Source organism: Pseudoduganella sp. UC29_71 (genome assembly GCF_042693265.1).
Classification (GTDB): domain Bacteria; phylum Pseudomonadota; class Gammaproteobacteria; order Burkholderiales; family Burkholderiaceae_D; genus Rugamonas.
On record NZ_CP170549.1, the window covers coordinates 2,576,347 to 2,597,432 of the forward strand.

Here is a 21,086-nt window from a genome sequence, read left to right on the forward strand (position 1 = left end):
AATTGTGTCGCGAACGGCTGGGCCGGTATCAATAGGTTACAATGCTGGCTCACCGTATTCAGACCGGCCTGCCGCCCAGCGCGGATTTCCCTCGGGTGGACGGCGCGGCACCTCGCACATGAAACTGTTTTCTCTACTCGCGCTGACGCTGGCCGTCGCGCACGGCGGCGCGGCCGCACAGGACATCCCCGAACGCACCTGGTCCACCTCGGCCGAACTGGGCGCCATCACCACCACCGGCAACACCGTCGGCACTTCCGTCACCGGCAAGATCGACGCGCGCCAGGAACTGGACAACTGGAGCAACGAGTACATCCTGAGCGGTTATTTCAAGGAAGACGAAACCCACACCGAGAGCGGCGAGAAGCTGCGCGAGCGCTCGGCGGAGCGTTTCGCGCTGTCCGCCAAGGCCGCGTACAAGCTGCTGGACGATAACAAGAAGCTGTTCGTGCTCGGCTCCCATGTGGACGACAAGTTCGGCGCCTACACCACTTACAGCTCGCTGTCGGTCGGTCACAGCTCGCGCTGGTACAAGTCGCGCGACAAGACGCTGGACGTGGAACTCGGTCCGGGCTACTTTGCCGGCACGCGCGCCACAGGCGAGTCCGAAAACGGCATGACGGTGCGTGGCGCGGCGTCGATGCGCTGGCAGGTCAGCCCTTCGGCGCTGTTCACGCAGACCGTCAGCATGGAGCGCGGCACCTCCAATTTGCATTCGCAGGCCGAGACGGCGCTCAGCACCAAGATCAACGGCACCATGCAGATGAAGGCCGCCTTCAGCGCCCGCAGCGATAGCAACGTCCCTGAAGACAAGAAGAACACCGATACGCAAACCTCGCTGACGCTGGTGTATTCCTTCTAAGCCCCCGCCATGCGCGGCAGCCATGCCGCCAGCACGCCTTGCGCCGCCGTGTAGTACCAGACCAGCGCCACGTTGTTCAGCGTGGCGCGGCTGGCGGCGGTGATATGGCCGCTCCACGAACGGGCGCACAAATACGGTGCTGCCAACGCCAGCAAGGCCACATGCAGCCCTTGGTACGCCGCCAGCACCGCCACCGAAGCACTCCACGCATCCCTTCTCGGCGACAGGTCCGCCAGCATCTGGCTGGCCAGGTCGCAGCCCATCGCCGCCGCCGTGCAGCCCAGTGCCGCCAGCACCAGCAGCCGCAGGCCGCGCTGCGCCGCCACGTCGCCCACGCGCGCGTAGCCATCCCCCCCCGCTGGCGCCGCCCGGGCCGGCTGCCGCGGCCGGCATGCCAGCGCCACCAGCCCGGCGGCCGCCGCCCACAAGCCGCTGGACAGCCAGGCCCACGATGCGGCCGGCAGGCTGGCGCCCGGCGGCGGGCATACCTCCAGCTTCATCGACAGGTGTATGTGCGTAAACGCGAAGGAGGCGAAAATGCAGCCGTCCACCACCAGCATGATGACGCAAGCCCACCACGAATGGCCCTTGGAGCCGCGCTCCCCGACAGGCAGCTCCAGTCCCTGTGCCACGCGGGCGCTGGCCATGGCCGGCGCGCGGTCGGTCTGCCACACCCACGCCAAGACGGCGCCCACGGCAAGCGCGCCGCACAGCCACGCGGACACAGTCCACTTCACGGTCAGCAGCAGGAAGTAGCCCGCCGTGCCTAGCGCCGCCACCAGAGGCCACCAGCTGTCGCCCGCCAGTACCAGCAAGTAGCGCGGCGTGCCGTCCTTCCAGCCGGTAACGATGGTCTCGCGCCGCCCCGTGGCGGTGCCGGGCAGGTAATGCGCGCCCTGCTCGACCTGTTCCGCCAGTCCCTGCTGCTCCCACAACGGTTCGGTGGACGTCACCTGCGGGATGCTGCGCGGGCCGTACTCCTTGTCCGGCAGCCACTCCATGGTTGGAGCCTCCCACGGGTTGCCTTTGGCGCGCGCGGAGCGGCACAGCGTGCGCACCACGTCCGCCGCAAACAGCAGCACGCCGCCGGCAAACACGAACGCGCCGATGGTGGATACCATGTTCAGCCCATTCCAGCCCAGGTCCGGCGCATAGGTGTAGACCCGGCGCGGCATGCCCTGCAGGCCTGTGATGTGCATCGTGAAAAAGGCCAGGTGGAAGCCGGCGAACATCAGCCAGAACGCCCAGCGCGCGCTGCGCTCGGACATGGTGTGACCATTCAGCAGCGGCAGCCAGTAGCAGATGCCAGCAAACACCGGGAACAGCATGCCGCCTATCAGCACATAGTGAAGATGGGCGACCACGAAGTAGGTGTCATGCGCCTGCCAATCAAACGGCAGCACGGCCACCATCACGCCGGTCAGCCCGCCCAGCGCGAAGATACACAGGAAGCCGAGCATGAACAGCATGGGCGCGTTCAACCGGCCACGCCTGCGCGCGCTGCCCCGCCACAGGGTGGCAATCCAGGCAAACACCTGGACGGAGGCCGGGACCGCCACCACCATGCTGGCTGCCGACACCAGGCTGGCCGACAGCAGCGTCAGGCCGCCGGTGAACATATGGTGCGCCCACAAGGCGAAGCTGACGATGCCGGTGGCGGCCATGGACCAGATCACGGCGCGGCGCCCCACCAGCGGCGTGCCGGCGATGGCGGGCAGCATGGTCGATACCAGTCCCGCTGCAGGCAGGAAGATGATGTAGACCTCCGGATGGCCGAAGAACCAGAACAGGTGCTGCCACAGGACCGGGTCGCCGCCGCGCTCCGGAATGAAGAACGGCCAGTCCCAGGCGCGCTCCAGTTCCAGCAGCGCGGTGCCCGCAATCACCGACGGGAAGGCAAATACGATCATCAGCCCGACGATGAGCATGGCCCAGGCGAAGACCGGCATCCGCGCCAAGGTCATGCCCGGCGCGCGCGTGAACAGGATGCCGACCACCAGCTCGATGGCCCCGGCGATGGCGGAGATTTCAATGAAGCCTATGCCCAGCAGCCAGAAATCCGCGCCCAGGCCGGGCGACCAGGCCTTGCTGGTGAGCGGCGGATACATGAACCAGCCGCCGTCCGGCGCCAGGCCGGCGAACAGCGTGCAGAAGAACGCCAGGCCGCCGAAGGCGTAGGCCCAGTAGGCATAGGCGGACAGTCGGGGGAACGGCAGGTCGCGCGCGCCCAGCATATTGGGCAGCAGGTAGACTGCGAACGCCTCCACCACGGGGATGGCGAACAGGAACATCATCACCGTGCCGTGCATGGTGAAGAACTGGTTGTATGTGGCGGCGGCCAGCAAGGTGTTGTTCGGCACGGCGAGCTGGAGCCGCATCAGCAGGCCGAGCACCCCGGCCAGCAGGAAGAACAGCAGCGCGGTGGCCAGATACAGGCGGCCGATATTGGTGTTGTTGACGGTGCTGAAGTGGCGCCAGCCGGCGGGTGTGCGCCAGACCTTTTCCAGCTGTTCGAGTTCGCCGGGCGGACGGGGCAGGCTGTTGGGGAGCGGGGTCATTTCAGTTGCTCCAGGTAGGCGGTCAAGGCATGCAGCGTGTCCGGGTCGATGCCGGCTGCGGCTGGCATGCGGGCGCCGGGCTTGTGCGCGTGCGGGTCTGCGATCCAGGCCGCCAGCGCACCGCGCTCGTTGCGCAGCGTGCCGGCGGCCAGGTACAGGCGGCTGGCGACGTGCGTCAGGTCCGGGCCGGCGCCGGACAGTTCGGGCGGCGCCGGGACAGCCGCCCCCGCGCCCGGTGCCGGCACCCGCGCATCCGATGCAGACTGCCGTCCTGTCAGGCTGGCGGGTGCCGTGCGGATCGCGTGGCACGCGGTGCAGTGCTGCTCAAACGCCCGGCGGCCGAGCGCCAGCGTTGCGGCGGCGGGCGAGCCGCTGGCCGGAAGCTGTTGCGGGCGCGCCTGGTGGGCCAGCCAGGCCGAGAAGGCGGCGGGCGGCTCGACCACCACGTGCAGCGCCATCCTCGCGTGCTGGATGCCACAGTATTCGGCACACTGGCCCCGATACACCCCCGCCTTCATGGGCCGCAGCGCGAGGCCAGTCATCCTGCCGGGCAGCATGTCCATCTTGCCCGCCAGCGCCGGCACCCAGAAGCCGTGGATCACGTCCGTACTGGTGAGGGCGAGATAGACGGGTCGCCCGGCCGGCAGATGCAGTTCGTTGGCCAGCACCACGTCCCCGCCCCCTGCCGGGTCGCGGTAGCGCACTTCCCACCACCACATCTTGGCGGTCACCGACACCACCAGCGCGCCGCGCGACGTCTGCGTGTCCAGTTGCGCGCTGCGCCAGACGTTGTAGGCCATCAGCGCGGACAGCACGGCAACCGGGAACATCAGCCCGCCGCCGATGATCCACAGCCCCGGGCGCACCGCGCGCGCCGGCCCGCCCGCCGCGCCCCGCCCAGGCAGGCGGAGGCCCAGGCCGAGCAGCAGCATCACGCCGCAGAAGATCAGCGCCGCGCCGGCAATCAGCACCCACGCCATCTGCGAAATGATGGCTGCATCGGCGCTGGCGGGGGCGAAGACGGCGTCCATGGTCAGCGCAGCGTGTAGAGATAGGCCGCCATGTCGCGCGCGTCGGCCGGCGACACGCCCATGGCGGGCATCGGCGTGCCGGGCTTGAGCGCCGGCGGGTCGGCGATCCAGCGCTCCAGCACGTCCGGCGAATTGGGCAGATGCCCGGCGATGTAGCTCGTCCGCCCAAAGGTGTCCAGCGCAGGCCCGGTCTTGCCCTGCGCGCCCTCCACGCCGGGGATGCTGTGGCAGGAGGCGCACTGGTAGCGCATCAGCAGCATCCGCCCGGCACCGGCGTCCCCGCCTGGGACGGGCACCGCGTGCGGTCCGTCATCGCCGCACGCGCCCAGCAAGGCAGTAGCCAAGGTCAGGACCGTGCAACTGGCTGTACGAAGGGTGCGCACCGCTGAACTCCTGTGCTGATGAGACCAATAGCTATAATACAAGAATGCCAAAATTGGCTAAATTCTATTGACTGCTAACAATGCCTTCCAACCGGCGCAAGCTCGTGCTCAAGACCGTGGCTGCCACAGCGGCCGGGCTGGCTGCGCTCGGCGCGCTGGGAGCATATGCCGTGATCGAAGGCGGCTGGTACAACGTTGCCGCCAACCGCCAGCACTGGCAGCCGGTGCACACCATGCTGGAGCAGGCCATGCACGCTTCGGTGCGGCGCCGGGCCAGTGGGATCTCGCCGCCGCTGCTGGACGAGCCGGATATGATCACGCGCGGCGCTGCCATGTACCGCAGCCATTGCGTCGCGTGCCACGGCGGGCCGGGTGTGGCGCAGGAGAAGTTCGGGCAGAGCATGCAGCCGGTGCCAGGCCCGCTGGTCGATGCGGCCCGGCGCTGGAAGCCGGCCGAGATGTACTGGATCATCCGGCACGGCATCAAGATGAGCGGCATGCCTGCGTGGGAATACCACATGGCCGAGCAAGACCTGTGGGCCACCGTGGCCTTCCTGGCCGAACTGCCCAGGATGACGCCGCGCGACTACGGCAACTGGATGGCGCAGGCCGACGCCGCCGCACCGCCGGTCTCCAAGGACACGCTGGACCAAGCGGGAGCCGGGGACGGCACTGGGGCCGGAGCCGGGGGCGGCACTGGAGCCGGCATCGGAGACGGCGCAGCGGCCGGCACCCGCACGGTTCCCGGCCGCCCGGCGCGCGGGCGGGTCGCGCTCACGCAATACGCCTGCCACGCCTGCCACATGATCCCCGGCGTGACCGGCTCCAAGGTCTGGGTCGGCCCGCCGCTCAAGGGCATCGCGAGCCGCGCGCTGATCGCCGGGCGCCTGCCCAACTCCTCCGCCAACCTGGCGCGCTGGGTGCGCGAACCCAGCCACGTGGAACCGCGCACCGCCATGCCCGTGCTGGGCGTATCCGAACAGGACGCGCTGGACATCGCCGCCTATCTGCAAACGCTGCACTGAGCAGGCCGTGCGTCACGCATTCGCAAAATGCGCAATCATGCAAGGATGAGCGACGACCATACCCCGCAGGCGGCCGATCCCGGCCAGCGCGGTTTCCTGCACCGCGTTGTGCTGATGGACGGCATCGCCGCCCTCTTCCTGCTGACGCTGGCCGCCATGTGGTTCGCGGCGGACGCGCTGCTGCTCATCTTCGCCTGCATCCTGTTCGCCATCCTGCTGTGCGCCTTGTCGCGCATCGCCCATCGCCGCTTGCACCTGCCGTCGCGCCGTGCCGCGCTGGCGCTGGTGCTGGTCCTGTTCGCCGCGCTGTTCGGGGTGGGCGGCTGGCTGATGGCGCCGCAACTGTCGGAGCAGGCCAGCCACCTGGCGCAGGTGGTGCCCACCTCGCTGGACCAGGTGCGGGCCGCACTGGGACGCTACCCCAGGTTGCGCGCCCTGCTCAACGAACTGCCGTCCAACAAGGAGCTGGGCCGCCAGCTGGCCGCCATGGTCCCCAATGCGGGCCTGTTCTTCTCCGGCGTGTTCGGCGCGCTGGGTAACGCCGTCATCATCCTCGCGGTCGGCATCTATTTCGCCATCCGACCGCAGCTCTACATTGACGGCATCGTTACGCTGGTGCCGCCCAAGCGCCGTCCGCGTGCCCGCGCCGTGCTGGACGAAATCGGCGACACGCTGTCCAAATGGCTGGTGGGGAAAGCGTGCTCGATGCTGGCCGCCGGCGTGATGACCGCCGTCGGCCTTAGCCTTCTCGGCGTGCCGCTGGCACTGCTGCTGGGGATTATTGCGGGACTGCTGGACTTCATTCCCTACGTGGGACCGCTGATGGCGGGCGTGCCGGCGCTGCTGATCGCATTCTCGGACAGCCCCACGCAGGCGCTGTACGTGCTGCCGCTGTTCGGCGGCATCCAGCTGGTGCAGGGCTACCTGATGGAACCGCTGATCGACCAGCACACGGTGGCGCTGCCGCCCGCGCTCACCATCGCCATGCAGGTGACCTTCGGCGCCGTGTTCGGCATGGCTGGCGTGGCGCTGGCCACGCCGCTGACGGCGGTATTGATCGTGCTGGTGGTGATGCTGTACGTGCAGGACGTGCTGGGCGACGACGCCCGGCCGCCCGCGCAGATCAAAGACAAGAATTAGCCCGGCACCGGCGCCTGCTTCTGCGTCTGGTACAGGCGGGCGTAATGGCCGCCGCGCGCCAGCAGCGCGTCGTGGCTGCCCGATTCGGCGATGCGGCCGGACTCCATCACCACGATGCGGTCCGCCTTCTCGATGGTGGACAGGCGGTGCGCAATCACCACGGTGGTGCGGCCCCGCATCAGCACTTCCAGCGCGGCCTGCACCTGGCGCTCGGACTCGGTGTCCAGTGCGCTGGTGGCTTCGTCCAGGATCAGAATGGGCGCGTTCTTGTACAGCGCGCGCGCAATCGCCAGGCGCTGGCGCTGGCCGCCGGACAGGCGCGAGCCGTTCTCGCCCACCTGCGTCTGGTAGCCCTGCGGCTGCTTCATGATGAAGTCGTGCGCATACGCCGCGCGCGCCGCCGCTTCGATGCGGGCCTGGTCCGGCGCCGGATCGCCGTAGGCGATGTTGGAGGCCAGCGTATCGTTGAACAGCACCACATCTTGGCTTACCAGCGCGATCTGCGAGCGCAGTTCGGCCAGGCGATATTCGCGCAGGTCGTGGCCGTCGAGCAGGATGCGGCCCTGGCTCACGTCGTAGAAGCGCGGCAGCAGGCCGGCCAGCGTGGTCTTGCCGCTGCCGGAGCCGCCCACCAGCGCCACCGTCTCGCCGGCCACGATGTCGAGCGACACGTCGCGTAGCGCCGGCGCGGCGTCCGGGTCCGCCGCGTTGTAGTGGAAGCCCACGCCCTGCACCGAAATGCTGCCGGTGGCGCGCTTCAGTTCGCGCGTACCGTCGTCGGCTTCGGCCGGCTCGTCGATCAGGTCGAACACAGACTTGGCGGCGGCCAGGCCGCGCTGCAGCGGCTCGTTCAGCTTGGTCAGGTTCTTGATCGGCGACTGCATCGCCATCAGCGACACCATGAAAGTCACGAAGTCGCCCGCCGTCAGGTGGCCCGCGCTGGCGCGCAGCAGCGCGAAATAGATCACCGCCGACAGCGTGATCCCCACCAGCATCATGATCAGGCCCGAATTCATTGCCGCCGTCGCCGCGTGCTTCACCGCCAGGTGGCGGTTGTACTTGACCACGTCGTGAAATCGGCGCTGCTCATATTGCTCGCCGCCGAAGATCTTGACCACGCGCTGGCCGCCGATGCTTTCATCCAGCACGCTGCTCAACTCACCCATGGCCGCTTGCGCATCGCCCGCCAGGCGGCGCATGCGTCGCCCCGCCACGGTAACCACCATGGCCACCAGCGGCAGCAGGCCGAAACAGAAACAGGCCAGCTGCCAGTCGATGGTGATCAGCAGGATCAGGTAGCCCACGGTCGCCACCGAGTCGCGCACGAACACGTTGACCACGCTCAGGCCGGCCTGCGCCACCTGCGCCGCATCATACGCCACGCGCGACAGCGTGGCGCCGGTGGAGGTCTTGTCGTAATAGCGGTTTGGCAGGCGCAGCAGGCGCGCGAACATGCTCTCGCGCAGGTTCGCCTGTACGCGGCTGGTCAGCCAGGCAGCGCCGTAGTCGCCGCAAAATGTGCTCACCATGCGCAGCAAGGCCAGCGCCATGATCACCAGCGGAATGCTCCACAGCCCCGCCTGGGCCGGATTGACCGGCAACAGCGCGTTCAGCCAGCCCTGCACCGTCGCCATCATGCCGCCGGCCGTGCCCTCGATGGCCCCAAGCGGCCCCGGTCCGGACGCCGCCGGCCGGAAGAAATCGACCACGCTTTGCAGCTGATGGATCAGCATGACGTCGGTGGCCGACGCCACGCCGACGGCGAACACGGTGGCAATCCCGGCGCCGAGGTAAGGACGGAACTCGCCGAGCAGGCGGAAATAGAGTTGGCGGCTTTGCACTAGAACACTGTTTCTAATTACGGAAGCCTGCATTGTAATCGCATAAAATGCCCACGGCACCCCATCATCCTAATAAAAGAGACCGCTATGAGCTACGAAACCCTGCAAGTGAGCCTGGAAGCGCATGTGGCCGTGATCCGGCTGAATCGCCCGGACAAGGCCAACGCCATGAACCTGGCCATGTGGCACGAGATCCGCACCGCCTTCGAGTGGGCCGACAGTACGCCGGATGTGCGCGCGGTCGTGCTGGAAGGCGAAGGCAAGCTGTTCACGTCTGGCATCGACCTGCAGATGATGATGGGCCTGGCCGCCACCATCCGCAACGACTGCGACGGCCGCACCCGCGAGAACCTGCGCCGCACCATTCTCGATCTGCAGGATTGCCTGAGCAGCCTGGAGCGCTGCCGCAAGCCGGTGCTGGCCGCCATCCACGGCGCCTGCATCGGCGGCGGCATCGACCTGATCACCTGCGCCGACATGCGCTACTGCTCGGCCGACGCCTGGTTCAGCGTGAAGGAGATCGATATCGGCATGACGGCCGACGTGGGCACCCTGCAGCGCCTGCCGCGCCTGATCGGCGAAGGCATGGCGCGCGAGCTGGCCTATACCGCCCGCAAGGTGGACGCGGCGGAAGCCCGTGACATCCGGCTGGTCAACCGGGTGTTCGACACGCCCGAGGCGCTGGCGGCAGGCGTGCGCGAGATCGCCGCCACGATCGCCGCCAAGTCCCCGCTGGCGGTGCGCGGCACTAAGGAAATGATCAGCTACGCGCGCGACCACAGCGTGGCGGACGGCCTGAACTATATTGCCACCTGGAACGCCGCCATGCTGATGTCGAACGACCTGCAGGCGGCCATGATGGCCAATATGAGCAAACAGGCACCCAAGTTCGACAATTAATCGCTTGATATAGAACAAATATCAATATCTTAATGTTGTCTCTTCATACACTGAAACAGCGTGGCGCACTTTGCGCCGCGCCGACTTTCTCAGTGAAAAGGAGAGTGCATCATGAAGACTCCAGCAAGAATCTGTTATGCGCTGCTGGCGGCGGCCTTGCACGCCGCGCCGCAAGCGCAGGCGGCGGTCACCGTCCTCAGCGCCGGGTTTGACGACGTCGGCGCGCTGGGCGGCTGGCTATTCGTCAACCAGAGCATGCCGGCCGGCTTGCCCTGGTTCCAGGGCAACGGCGGCGTCTTCCCGGCCAAGGCCGGCGGCGGCAACGCCTACATCGCCGCCAACTTCCTCAGCGCAGCCCAAGGCAGCGGCAGCATCGACAACTGGCTGATCACGCCGCAGCTGAGCTTGCCGGGCGCCGCCACCCTCAGCTTTTACACCCGCAGCGCCGGCACACCCGGTTTCAGCGACCAGCTGGAAGTGCGCTATTCGACCGGCGGCGCGTCCATCGGCGACTTCAGCCACTTGCTGCTGAGCGTGGGCGGCGGCAGCGCCTACCCGGCGGACTGGCAGCAGTACACGCTGTCCGCCGACCCTGGTTCCACGGTCCGCTTCGCCTTCCGCTATACCGGCGACGCCGCCGGCGCCGAATACATCGGGCTCGATACGGTGCTGGTGAACGCGGTGCCCGAGCCGTCCGTATGGCTGATGCTGGCGGCTGGCCTGTTGCTGGTCCTGTGGCGCGGGCACCGCCCGCCCCGGGGCATGCACTGCAGCCCGCCGCTGCGGACGCGCGGCAGCGGGGCCGCCGCCGCGCCGCTGCCTGCAACGCTGTCGCTGCGCCCGCTCGCGCTGGCGGCCGTGCTGGCTGGCGCGGGCGTCGCGAGCGGCGCCGCGGCGGCGGGGCAGGACGGCATGATCGTGGTGCGCGACCCTGACACCGGCGCGCTGCGCGCCCCCACGGCAGCCGAGTTCGCGGCGCTGCGCGCGCAGCAGGTGCGGCCGCCGGCAGCGGCGCCGCAAATCTATCTGCGTCCGGACGGCACGCGCCAGTCACGTGTGAGTAACCGCCAGATCTTCGCGCTGGCGACGCGCGGCGCGGACGGCACCCTGGCCAGCACCTGCGTGCAGGGCGCGCAAGCGGCCGAAGCGGCGCTGCGCCAGGAAGGCTTCCGCGCGCAGGCGCCGAGCGACACCGGGGAGCACAGCCATGCGCGCCAATAGCCACTGCGGCCACTCCGGCCACTCCGGCCACTCCGGCCACTCCGCCCGCCCCGCCCTCGCTGTCCGCCGCGCGCTGCGCGCCGCCGCAGCGGCCATCCTCCTCGCCTGCGCCGCCCTTGGCGCGGGCTTCGGCACAGCCTGGGCTGCCGTGCCCATCGTCATCATCGTCGGCGACGGCCCAGGCGAAGGCTTCAACGATCCCACGCCCGCCGCGCCGGTGGGCGGCAACACCGGCACCACGCTGGGCGAGCAGCGCCTGATTGCCTTCACCCACGCCGCCAACCTGTGGGGCAGCCAGCTCACCAGCACCGTGCCGATCCGTATCCTGGCCGCGTTCGACCCCTTGCCCTGCAGCGCCAACAGCGGCGTGCTGGGCTCGGCCGGCGCCTGGGACGTGTTCGCCGACTTCCCGGGCGCCCCCAAGCCCAACACCTGGTACCCCGCCGCGCTGGCCAACAAACTGCGCGGCGCCGACCTGTCCGCGCCGGGCGACCCGCACATCGGCGCCACCTTCAACTCGCGCCTCGGGCTGGCGCCGGACTGCCTGCCAGGCGGCGGCTTCTACCTGGGCCTGGACGGCAATTTCGGCAACGGCACCGACTTCGTCACCGTGCTGCTGCACGAAATGGGTCACGGGCTGGGCTTCCAGACCTTCACCGACGAAGCCAACGGCCAGTACTACGCGGGCGTGCCCTCGGTCTGGGACCACTTCCTGCTCGACAACCGGCTGGAACACGAATGGGTGGAACTGACGCCGGCCCAGCGCGCCGCCTCCGCCCTCAGCATCGATGGCCTGTCGTGGAACGGGCCTGTCGTCACGGCGGCGGTGCCCGCGGTGCTGGATCCGGTGTCGCGCCTGACCGTGGCCGGGCCTGCCGCCGGCCCCGCCGCGCGCGACTACGAGGTGGGCGACGCCTCCTTCGGCCCGCCGCTGGCCAACCCACCGCTGGTGGGCCAGATCATGCCGGTGGTGGACCAGGCCGACGGGCGCGGCCTGGCATGCGATCCGCTCTCGCCGCTCAACGCGCTGGCCGTGAACGGCAACGTGGCGCTGGTGGACCGGGGCGCCTGCACCTTCGTGCAGAAAGCGCTGAATGTGCAGAACGCGGGCGCCATCGCCATGATCGTGGTGGACAACGTACCCGGCGCGGTGACCGGCCTGGGCGGCGCCGATCCCGCCATCGCCATCCCGGCCGTGCGGGTGACGCAGGACGACGGCAACGCCATCCGCGCCCAGCTGCAGCGCCGCTCGCGCACCCGCTCCGGCGTGACGGCCAGCCTGGGCGTGGACCCGCAGCGGCTGGCCGGCGCCGACATGCAGCGGCGCATCCTGATGTACGCGCCCAACCCGGTGCAGCCGGGTTCGTCGGTGTCGCACTACAGCACGGCGGCCAAGCCCAACCAGGTGATGGAACCCGCCATCAACGGCGACCTGACGCATGACGTGGCCCCGCCGCGCGACCTGACCCTGCCGCTGCTGCAGGACATCGGCTGGTAAGCAGACCAGCGGGGAGCTAGGCAAGCCGGGCGCCATCGGGTCTAATGGGGGTTTGATTGCCCCGCCTCCATGACCCGATCCAGCGCCCTGCTCAAACTCCACGCCGCCGCCCTGCTATTCGGCAGCACGGCACTGTTCGGCCACGCCATGAGCGCCAGCCCTACCATGATCGTGCTGGGCCGCACCGCGTTTGCTGTACTGGCGCTGGGCCTGTTTGCCTGCTACAGCAGGCGCGCCCCGTGGCACGGCCTGGCGCCGCGCGAGATCGGCAAGCTGCTGGCGGCGGGCGTGGTGCTGGCGCTGCATTGGGTGACTTTCTTCATGGCCGTGCGCAGCGGCGGCGTGGCGCTGGCCACGCTGGGCTTTGCTTCCTTCCCCGTGTTCGTGGCCCTGCTGGAGCTGGCCATGCTTGGCGAACGCCTGCGCCGCAAGGACGTGGCCGTGCTGCTGCTGGTGCTGGCCGGACTGGTGCTCATCACCCCGGCGTTCGATGTGCGCAACGCTGCTACGGCTGGCCTATTGTGGGGCATCCTGTCGGGCGCCGTCTACGCTTGCATCGCCGTGTTCAACCGCTACTGGTCCAGCTCCGCCAGCGGCACGCAATCGTGCTGGTGGCAGTGCCTGGCGGCCGCCTGCGTGCTGGCGCCGTTCGGGTGGCGCGAAGCGCTGGCGCTGGACGGCCGCGCATGGCTGCTGCTGGCCTGCCTGGGCGCGGTCTGCACCGGACTGGCCTACACCATGCTGATCCACGCGCTGGAGCAGGTCAAGGCGCAGACCGTGGCCATCGTCATCTGCATGGAGCCGGTGTACGCCATCGCGCTGGCCTGGCTGGTGTTCGGCGCCGCGCCCGGCCCCTTGGTGCTGCTGGGCGGCGCATTGGTGGTCGGGGCCGTGCTGCTGTCCACTTCCCAGCCTAAAAAGCTTGTCTGAATGGTAAAATATTTCACATTCGACACGACACACTCTGACCATGGCCAAAAATCCCACCCTGCTGCCCGGCATTGCAATTTCCCTGCTGCTGCATGCGGGGCTGATCGCCATGGTCACGGCGCCGAAACGCCCGCAGCCGCAGTTGGCGCCGGATACGCGCCGCATGCTGGTCTGGCTGACGCCCCCAGCATTGCCGCCCACGGCCGTCCCGGCCGAGCCAGCGCAGCCTGCCCCGGGCGCGGCGGCCGCCATGGCGCCGATCCGCAAGCGCACCCGGCCCGAGCCGGCGCAACGCGCGCCGCGGACCGCCAACGCCGACAGCACGGCCGCTGGCGCCGCTATTACCGCAGCTGCAGCAGCCACTACAGCCCCTGCCGCCGCCTCCCCACCCGCCGCCGAAGGGCCGTCGCCGGCCCCCGCCACGGCCGCCCCCAGGCTGCCGGCCGACCCGTTCACCGCCGCGCCTGCGCCTGTCCCGGGCAAATTCGACGTGAACGCCGCCATGAAATCGGCCCGGAAGCTGGCCACCGCCAAATCCACCAAGGACGATCCGGCCGTGGCGCAGATCTACGACAAGCCGCTGTACGGCCTGCCGTCCGACACCCCGGCGGGCACGGCGGTGGGCCGCACCGCCCGCGCGGACTGCAAGAGCGTGGCGGCCGGCACCGGCATCCTGGCCCTGGTCATCCTGCCCGTCATGATCCTGACGGACAAGAAAGACTCCGGCTGCAAATGGTAGCGCATGGCTGTCTATACAACGGGATGACAAGATGTTTTTGAGCAATAGCCCCAGGCGTGGTACATTTTTGTTCAGAACAACCCACTCTCCGGTACGACCACCCTTTGCCCGACTTGCATTCTAGACACCGACGTTCGCTGCTTGCCCTGCTGCCGGCCCTGTACGCTGCGCTGCACTGCGAACGTGTACTGGCTGCGCCGGCCCCGGAATCGATCGCCGTGATCTATCCGGACATCGGCCAGCCCCACCGCAAGATCTTCACCGAAATCATCGAGGGCATCGAGGAGCAGACCAAGCTGCGCGTGCGCGGCTACCCGGTGGCCGCCAACGCCGACTACGCCGAACTGCAGGCCACGCTCAAGCGCAACGGCGGCAGGGTGGTCATCGCGCTGGGGCGCCAGGGCCTGCAGGCGGCCACCGCCTTCGACGGGTCCACCGGCATCGTGGTCGGCGGCGTCAGCTCGGTGCCGGACGCCGAGCGCCTGCGCGGCATCACCCTGCTGCCCGACCCGGCCCTGCTGTTCAGCCACCTGAAAAGCATGATGCCGCACGTGCGCCGCGTCATCGTCGTCTACAACCCGCAAAGCAGCGCGGCCATGATACGGCTGGCGCGCGACGCGGCGCGCAGCCACGGGCTGGAACTGGTGGCGCTGGAAGCCGGCGACCTGGCCGCTGCCGCGCGCCGCTATGAAAGCGCGTTTTCGTCGGCGGACGGCCGCTCGGACGCGCTGTGGCTGCCGCCCGACCCGGTCACCGTGGACGAATCGACCATCGTGCCGCTGGCGCTGAAGGAATCGTGGAACCGCAGCGTGCCGATTTTCTCCAGCAGCATCCTGCACGTGAAGAAAGGCGCGCTGTTCGCGCTCTATCCGAACAATTTCGAGCTGGGGCGCGACCTGGCCAACCTGGCGATGGGCGTGCTGAACGGCGACAATCCACGCCCCGGCATGACCCCGCTGCGCGCCGTGCGCACCGCCTTCAACTGGCGCTCGGCCAGCCACTTCGGGCTCTCTGTTGCCCTCGGACAACAGCGCACCTACGACTCGATTTTCCCCGAGCCCTGATACCACGGGCGCCAGGCGCAGGCTGCGCGACACAATCTTTCCGATTTGTAAATTGTTGCCCGTGAAAATTAAATTTCTTTCTAATCAGCCAAGTAAGTGGAATATACTACCGGCAGTAATTTGGCCGCTGTATGGCGCTAGCTGTATGAGACCCGCGCTTTGGCCGCACCGGATAGCATAATGATTAAAATGACAATTAACGCCAGCCGCCGCCTGCGCGCCAGCGCCGCGCTGCTGCTGGCGCTCGGGACCAGTTTCGCCGCACCGGCCGCCCGCGCCGCGCTCGACGAGGCGGACAGCTATATCGAACTTCCCGGCGCTGGCGCCGACGCGCGCAGCACCGTCAGCGAAGTGATGGCCCGCATCGAATCGGGCAGCACGCCGGCTCCCAGCCAGCGGGACCTGCAGCGGGACTACGGCCGCGACTACACGCGCGGCTACATCCGCCCCATCACCCTGGCCCAGCTGGAAGACCAGCTGCGCCGCCCCGAAGTGCAGGCTTCCATCGGCAAGGGCACCATTGCCGTGCTCTACCCCAATGTGGAGGCGCAGTTCCGCCCCGCCTTCACCAGCATCATCCAGGGCATAGAGGAACGCACCAAGCTGCGCGTGCGCAGCTACCCGGTCGATCCCAAGGTGGACATCGCCGAACTGAACGCCACGCTCAAGCACAACGGCACCAAGGTGGTGATCGCGCTGGGCCGCCAGGGCCTGAACGCCACGGCCGGCCTGGACCGCGAAATCACCGTGCTGGTGGGCGGCGTGCTGCTGCTGTCGGACGCGGAAAACGTGGCCGGCATCAGCCTCACGCCCGACCCGGCCGTGCTGTTCGCCCGCCTGCGCGCGCTGCTGCCGGACCTGCGCCGCGTGGTGGTGGTGTACGACCCGGCCAAGAGCGACTGGCTGATCCGCCTGGCGCGCGACGCCGCCCGCGCCCAGGGCCTGGAGCTGGTGGCCCACGTGGCCACCGACCTGGCCAAGGCCGCGCAGCTGTACCCGCAAGTGATCGGCGCGGCCGACAACCGGCGCGACGCGCTGTGGCTGCCGCATGACAGCACCACGGTGGAGGAAAGCACCATCCTGCCGCTGGTGCTGCGCGAATCGTGGAACAGCGGCGTGCCGGTGTTTTCGTCGAACATGCTGCACGTGAAAAAAGGCGCGCTGTTCGCCATGGCGCCCAACAACGTGGAGCTGGGCCGCACGCTGGCCAGTTCCGCGCTGGGCGTGATCGCCGGCGACGGCAAGCGCCGCAGCCTGACGCCGCTGCGCGAACTGCAGACCGCCATCAACCTGCGCACCGCCAGCCACATGGGCCTGAACCTGGGTCACCAGCAGCAACGCAATTTCGACTTCGTGTTTCCGCAGCCTTGACGATGTTTATTCGCAGCTTACCTCCGGTGGACTATGTTTCGTAACTATTTGCGCCGTACAGGATTCCGCCGCCAGCTGACCGTGATCGTCTCGGCCGCCATTCTTGGCCTGGCGCTGTTCTCGTCGCTGATGAATTCCTGGGAAGCGCGCGGCCGCATGCGCGATCACTTCACCGAGCAGGGCCAGCGCATCGCCGACAACCTGGCGCGCCAAAGCACGCTGGCGCTGCTGTTCCATTCGGCCGAGAACGCGCGCGACGTGGTCAGCACCACGCTGGCCTTCCCGGACGTGGTGGGCGTGCAGATCAGCGACGCCAGGCACAAGCCGCTGCTGTCGCAAGGCCCGCTGAGTGCCAAACTGTCCGGCATGACGGCCGCCCAGGCGGCGCCGGCCAACGCCAGCCTGGTGGGCAACAGCTCGGAAGCCTGGCTGTTCGGCGCGCCCGTGTATGGCGGCCAGAGCGAGGCCTCGCCGTTCGACATGCAGGAGCAAAAGCCCCAGCTGCTGGGCTATGTCCACGTCCAGGTGGGCAAGGACACGCTGAACCGCCTGACCTGGTCGCTGCTGGTGGGGAATATGGCGCTGACGCTGTCGTTCGCGGCCATCCTGCTGGCCCTGGTGCGCGTGCTGACGCGCCACATGATCAATCCCCTCAACGCCCTGTCCAACCTGATGCGCCGCGCCGAAGCGGGCGAATCGGGCATGCGCGCCGCGCCGGCCGGCCCGCGCGACCTGATCGACATGGCGCAGGCGTTCAACAAGATGATGAACGTGCTGGAGCAGCGCGAGGCCGAATTGAAGGAGTCGCGCGACGCCGCCGTCAACATGGCCGAGATGAAGGCGCAATTTGCCGCCACCGTCAGCCACGAGGTGCGCACCCCGCTGAACGGCGTGGTCGGCATGCTGGACATGCTGAAGGAAATGCGCCTGACCCAGCGCCAGCAGGAGTGCGTGGACGTGGCCTGGAATTCGTCGCGCACGCTGATCGACCTGATCAACAACGTGCTGGACTTCTCCAAGATGGATGCCGGCAAGCTGGCGCTGGAAGAAACCGACTTCGAGCTGCGCAAGCTGCTGGAGGAAGTGATCGAACTGGTGGCCCGCCCGGCGCAGCAGAAAGGCCTGGAGCTGGCGTACGTGGTGGCGCCCGGCGTCCCCGAGCGCATCACCGGCGACGCGCTGCGCCTGCGCCAGATCCTCATCAACCTGCTGGGCAACGCCGTCAAGTTCACCGAACAAGGCGAAGTCACGCTGCGCGTGTCGCTGGGCGCGGAAGCGGCCGGCCACCTGCTGGCATTCGAAGTGCGCGACACCGGCATCGGCATGACGCAGGAAGTGCAGCAGCACCTGTTCGAGTCCTATGTCCAGCCCGACCCGTCCACCACGCGCCGCTACGGCGGCACCGGCCTCGGCCTGGCCATCTGCAAGCAGCTGGTCAACCTGATGGGCGGCGACATCCGCGTCGACAGCACGCTGGGCAGCGGCACCGCCTTTGTCGTCACCGTGCGCTGCCAGGCGGCGCAGACCCAGCCCGTGTTCGAGGCCGACCCGGCACTGGCCAATGTGCGCGTGCTGGCGGTCGATGAAAGCGCCACCGTGCTGGCCTTCATCAAGGACGCGCTGACGCGCCAGGCCATGACCTGCTACCTGAGCAACTGTGGCCGCGAGGCCATGGTGGAACTGAAGGAAGCCGCCGAAGCGGGCCAGCCTTACCACGTGGTCATCATGAACATCGGCGCCACCGACGACCAGGGCAGCGACATCGTCGGACGCATTGCCGCCGCCGGCCTGTCGCCGCACCTGCTGCTGATGGACCGCCACGGCGGCACCGGTTCGCCGCCCGAGGCGCACGCCAGCAGCCACGCCGTGCTGCCCAAGCCGCTGCGCCAGGCGCGCCTGCTGAACGCCCTGCACGACCTGCTGGCCGGGCGCAGCCAGGCCGAACCGCAGCACGCCCAGTCCGGCGCCGCCGCGCCGGTGCGCCAGTTCCGCGTGCTGGTGGCCGAGGACAACCGCACCAACCAGATGGTGGCGGCCGGCATGCTGGCCATGAACAACTGCGTCTGCGAATTCGCCGCCAACGGCCGCGAGGCGGTGGAGGCGGCCAAGCGCAGCCGCTTCGACCTGATCCTGATGGATTGCAGCATGCCGGAAATGGACGGCTACGAAGCCACCGCCCACATCCGCGTGGCCGAAGAAGCCCAGGGCCTGCGTACGCCCCTGGTGGCGATGACCGCCAACACCCAGCGCGGCGACGCCGAGAAATGCATGGCGGCCGGCATGGACGACTACCTGGCTAAGCCGATCACGCTGGTCGAGCTGCGCCACAAGCTGCAAAAATGGCTGCCGCACGGCGACGCCCACGGCGGCCATGGCAACACTGCCAGCAATGGCAGCAATGGCATACCCGGCGCGCAGCCGCTGCCAACGCTGGCCGGCAGCGCGCACGACGCGGCGCCGATCGACATGGAAGTATTCGACAAGCTGCGCGAAATCCTCGGCGCCGCGCTGCCGCACGCCGTCTCGCCCTTCCTGGAAGATTCGCCGGTCTACCTGAACGAGCTGGAACAGGCCGTGCACACCGGCGACAGCGACACCGCGCGCGCCCGCGCCCATGCGCTGAAGGGCTCCTCGGGCAACCTGGGCGCCAACGCGCTGGCGCTGCTGGCGCAGCAGATCGAGGCGCTGGCCATCGAGCGCCGCCTGGCCCAGATCGCGCCGCTGCTGCCCGCGCTGCGCGCCGAATACGGCAGCGTGGCCAGCTTCCTGGCCGCCGAAATGAGCGACGACAGCCAGGAATCGCACACGCCGCAGGAAGAACTGGCCTCGGTGCTGATTGTCGACGACGACCGCAGCACCCGCAGCACCTTGCGCTACACCTTGCAGCGCGACGGCTTCCAGGTGGAGGAAGCGGCCGACGGCGTGCAGGCGCTGGCCATGCTGAAACGCTTCCACCCGGACGTGATCCTGATGGACGCCGTGATGCCCGTGATGGACGGCTTCACCGCCTGCGCGCGCCTGCAGGAACTGCCGGGCGGCAGCTCCATTCCCGTACTCATGATCACCGCGCTGCAGGACAATTCCTCGGTCGAGAAAGCCTTCGCCGCCGGCGCCAGCGACTACATCCCGAAACCGATCCACTACGCCGTGCTGTCGCAGCGCGTGCGCCGCATCATCGAGGCCAACCGCGCCGAGAAGCGCATCCGCCACCTGGCCTATAACGACTTGCTGACCGGGCTGCCGAACCGCACGCTGTTCTTCGAGTTGCTGGCGCAAGGCATCCAGCAGGCCGGCAACGACGGCAAGCTGCTCGGCGTGCTGTTCATGGACCTGGACCGCTTCAAGTACGTCAACGACAACCTGGGCCACGACGTGGGCGACCGCCTGCTGGTGGCCGTCGCCCAGCGGGTGCGCCACAGCGTGCGCACGGTGGATACCGTGGCCCGCCTGGGCGGGGACGAATTCACCGTGGTGCTGAGCGACCTCGATGGCCCGGCCGCCGCCGCCACCGCCGCGCACAACATCTGCCGCGTGCTGGCCGCGCCGTTCCAGATCGACGGCCACGACATCTTCGTCACCAGCAGCGTCGGCATCGCCATGTATCCGCACGACGGCACCGACGTGGCCACGCTGGTCAAGCATGCCGACAGCGCCATGTACCGCGCCAAGAAGACCAATACCGGCTTCCAGTTCTACGAGGCGTCGATGGAGCAGTCCATTTCCGAGCACGTGCGCCTGGAGAGCGATCTGCGGCGCGCGCTGGAGCAGGAGCAGCTGGAAGTGTATTACCAGCCCCAGGCCAGCCTGGAGGACGGCCAGATCATCGCCATGGAGGCGCTGGTGCGCTGGCGCCATCCGACGCGCGGCATGGTGCCGCCCAACGAGTTCATCCCGTTGGCCGAGGAAACCGGCTTGATCAACCCGCTGGGCGACTGGGTGCTGCGCACCGCCTGCGCCCAGTTGCGCAGCTGGATAGCGCAAGGCCTGCCGCCGCTGCGCGTCGCAGTCAACCTGTCGGTGCGACAGCTGTTGCAGAAGGACTTCGCGGCGTCGGTGGAAGCCGTGCTGGCCGACACCGGCCTGCCGCCGCACCTGCTGGAACTGGAGATCACCGAAAGCACGCTGATGGAAAACGCGCAGGACACGCTGAAAGCCCTGCACCGCCTGCGCGGCCTGGGCGTGCGCCTGTCGATCGACGACTTCGGCACCGGCTACTCCTCGCTGTCCTACCTGAAGCGCTTCCCGGTCGACATCATCAAGATCGACCGCTCCTTCGTGCGCGACGTGCCGATGGACGCCGACGACGTGGCCATCGTCACCGCCATCATCGCGCTGGCCCACAGCCTGCGCCTGGAAGTGGTGGCCGAAGGCGTGGAAACCGAAGCCCAGCTGAACTTCCTGAAGGGCCGCAATTGCGACCTGATGCAGGGCTACCACCTGAGCCCCGCCATTCCGCCCGAGCAGTTCGCCGCACTGATCCGGCAACGGGAGGGAGCGGCGGCGCGCTAGAAGACACCGGACCA

Annotated in this window: 15 protein-coding genes; 11 read left to right on the forward strand and 4 right to left on the reverse strand. The window is 68.5% G+C overall.

The features are described from left to right. Nucleotides 1-118: 118 nt before the first annotated feature. Nucleotides 119-862 (forward strand): DUF481 domain-containing protein, encoded by a 744-nt coding sequence (locus ACFJI2_RS11270; protein WP_107868908.1) that lies wholly within the window; start codon nucleotides 119-121, stop codon nucleotides 860-862. On the opposite strand, the gene ACFJI2_RS11275 is transcribed toward ACFJI2_RS11270, so the two are convergent. From ACFJI2_RS11275 to ACFJI2_RS11285, 3 genes are read right to left on the reverse strand one after another with little or no spacing between them, the layout of a single operon-like run. Beyond that, entirely contained in the window at nucleotides 859-3,420 is a 2,562-nt protein-coding gene (locus ACFJI2_RS11275) for a cbb3-type cytochrome c oxidase subunit I (protein ID WP_377705076.1), read from the reverse strand. The two genes, ACFJI2_RS11270 and ACFJI2_RS11275, sit on opposite strands and share 4 nt — an antisense overlap. Further along, nucleotides 3,417-4,451 (reverse strand): c-type cytochrome, encoded by a 1,035-nt coding sequence (locus ACFJI2_RS11280; RefSeq protein WP_377705077.1) that lies wholly within the window; start codon nucleotides 4,449-4,451, stop codon nucleotides 3,417-3,419. The genes ACFJI2_RS11275 and ACFJI2_RS11280 overlap by 4 nt, the downstream gene beginning before the upstream one ends. Nucleotides 4,452-4,453: 2 nt before the next feature. Continuing rightward, a complete protein-coding gene (locus ACFJI2_RS11285; protein ID WP_377705078.1) occupies nucleotides 4,454-4,795 on the reverse strand; it encodes a c-type cytochrome in 342 nt (113 codons plus the stop codon). A 119-nt stretch (nucleotides 4,796-4,914) separates the two neighbouring features. On the opposite strand from ACFJI2_RS11285, the gene ACFJI2_RS11290 reads away from it, so the two are divergent. Continuing rightward, a complete protein-coding gene (locus tag ACFJI2_RS11290) occupies nucleotides 4,915-5,859 on the forward strand; it encodes a c-type cytochrome (RefSeq protein WP_377705079.1) in 945 nt (314 codons plus the stop codon). Nucleotides 5,860-5,904: 45 nt separating this feature from the next. Next, nucleotides 5,905-6,999: an AI-2E family transporter gene (locus ACFJI2_RS11295; protein ID WP_377705080.1), complete on the forward strand. Its 1,095-nt coding sequence runs from the start codon at nucleotides 5,905-5,907 to the stop codon at nucleotides 6,997-6,999. Here ACFJI2_RS11295 and msbA read toward each other — a convergent pair. Next, a complete protein-coding gene (gene msbA / locus ACFJI2_RS11300) occupies nucleotides 6,996-8,840 on the reverse strand; it encodes a lipid A export permease/ATP-binding protein MsbA (RefSeq protein ID WP_377705081.1) in 1,845 nt (614 codons plus the stop codon). The two genes, ACFJI2_RS11295 and msbA, sit on opposite strands and share 4 nt — an antisense overlap. 87 nt (nucleotides 8,841-8,927) lie before the next feature. Here msbA and ACFJI2_RS11305 point away from each other — a divergent pair, with 87 nt between their 5' ends. The 8 genes from ACFJI2_RS11305 to ACFJI2_RS11340 all read left to right on the forward strand — a co-directional run bounded on the left by ACFJI2_RS11305 (nucleotide 8,928) and on the right by ACFJI2_RS11340 (nucleotide 21,072). Continuing rightward, nucleotides 8,928-9,740, forward strand: coding sequence for a crotonase/enoyl-CoA hydratase family protein (locus tag ACFJI2_RS11305; protein WP_377705082.1), 813 nt, complete (start codon nucleotides 8,928-8,930; stop codon nucleotides 9,738-9,740). Between the two features lie 111 nt (nucleotides 9,741-9,851). After that, entirely contained in the window at nucleotides 9,852-10,961 is a 1,110-nt protein-coding gene (locus ACFJI2_RS11310; protein ID WP_377705083.1) for a choice-of-anchor J domain-containing protein, read from the forward strand. Further along, nucleotides 10,948-12,459: a PA domain-containing protein gene (locus tag ACFJI2_RS11315; RefSeq protein WP_377705084.1), complete on the forward strand. Its 1,512-nt coding sequence runs from the start codon at nucleotides 10,948-10,950 to the stop codon at nucleotides 12,457-12,459. Before ACFJI2_RS11310 ends, ACFJI2_RS11315 begins: the two co-directional genes overlap by 14 nt. A gap of 69 nt (nucleotides 12,460-12,528) precedes the next feature. After that, nucleotides 12,529-13,389 carry a DMT family transporter gene (locus tag ACFJI2_RS11320; protein ID WP_377705085.1) on the forward strand — a complete coding sequence of 287 codons (861 nt, stop codon included), beginning with the start codon at nucleotides 12,529-12,531 and terminating at the stop codon, nucleotides 13,387-13,389. A gap of 40 nt (nucleotides 13,390-13,429) precedes the next feature. Beyond that, entirely contained in the window at nucleotides 13,430-14,128 is a 699-nt protein-coding gene (locus ACFJI2_RS11325) for a hypothetical protein (RefSeq protein ID WP_377705086.1), read from the forward strand. A gap of 113 nt (nucleotides 14,129-14,241) precedes the next feature. Then, entirely contained in the window at nucleotides 14,242-15,192 is a 951-nt protein-coding gene (locus ACFJI2_RS11330; RefSeq protein WP_377705087.1) for an ABC transporter substrate-binding protein, read from the forward strand. A gap of 180 nt (nucleotides 15,193-15,372) precedes the next feature. Next, nucleotides 15,373-16,563 (forward strand): ABC transporter substrate-binding protein, encoded by a 1,191-nt coding sequence (locus ACFJI2_RS11335; RefSeq protein WP_377705088.1) that lies wholly within the window; start codon nucleotides 15,373-15,375, stop codon nucleotides 16,561-16,563. 33 nt (nucleotides 16,564-16,596) lie between these two features. Next, complete coding sequence (locus tag ACFJI2_RS11340; protein ID WP_377705089.1) at nucleotides 16,597-21,072, forward strand: EAL domain-containing protein; 4,476 nt, start codon at nucleotides 16,597-16,599, stop codon at nucleotides 21,070-21,072. The last annotated feature ends 14 nt before the right edge of the window (nucleotides 21,073-21,086 follow it).

What these genes read in the sequence shown, in the direction of transcription:
- ACFJI2_RS11270 (WP_107868908.1), top strand. Translation starts at nt 119, where the DNA reads ATGAAACTGTTTTCTCTACTCGCGCTGACGCTGGCCGTCGCGCACGGC.
- ACFJI2_RS11275 (WP_377705076.1), bottom strand. Translation starts at nt 3,420, where the DNA reads ATGACCCCGCTCCCCAACAGCCTGCCCCGTCCGCCCGGCGAACTCGAA.
- ACFJI2_RS11280 (WP_377705077.1), bottom strand. Translation starts at nt 4,451, where the DNA reads ATGGACGCCGTCTTCGCCCCCGCCAGCGCCGATGCAGCCATCATTTCG.
- ACFJI2_RS11290 (WP_377705079.1), top strand. Translation starts at nt 4,915, where the DNA reads ATGCCTTCCAACCGGCGCAAGCTCGTGCTCAAGACCGTGGCTGCCACA.
- ACFJI2_RS11295 (WP_377705080.1), top strand. Translation starts at nt 5,905, where the DNA reads ATGAGCGACGACCATACCCCGCAGGCGGCCGATCCCGGCCAGCGCGGT.
- ACFJI2_RS11305 (WP_377705082.1), top strand. Translation starts at nt 8,928, where the DNA reads ATGAGCTACGAAACCCTGCAAGTGAGCCTGGAAGCGCATGTGGCCGTG.
- ACFJI2_RS11310 (WP_377705083.1), top strand. Translation starts at nt 9,852, where the DNA reads ATGAAGACTCCAGCAAGAATCTGTTATGCGCTGCTGGCGGCGGCCTTG.
- ACFJI2_RS11315 (WP_377705084.1), top strand. Translation starts at nt 10,948, where the DNA reads ATGCGCGCCAATAGCCACTGCGGCCACTCCGGCCACTCCGGCCACTCC.
- ACFJI2_RS11320 (WP_377705085.1), top strand. Translation starts at nt 12,529, where the DNA reads ATGACCCGATCCAGCGCCCTGCTCAAACTCCACGCCGCCGCCCTGCTA.
- ACFJI2_RS11325 (WP_377705086.1), top strand. Translation starts at nt 13,430, where the DNA reads ATGGCCAAAAATCCCACCCTGCTGCCCGGCATTGCAATTTCCCTGCTG.
- ACFJI2_RS11335 (WP_377705088.1), top strand. Translation starts at nt 15,373, where the DNA reads ATGATTAAAATGACAATTAACGCCAGCCGCCGCCTGCGCGCCAGCGCC.
- ACFJI2_RS11340 (WP_377705089.1), top strand. Translation starts at nt 16,597, where the DNA reads ATGTTTCGTAACTATTTGCGCCGTACAGGATTCCGCCGCCAGCTGACC.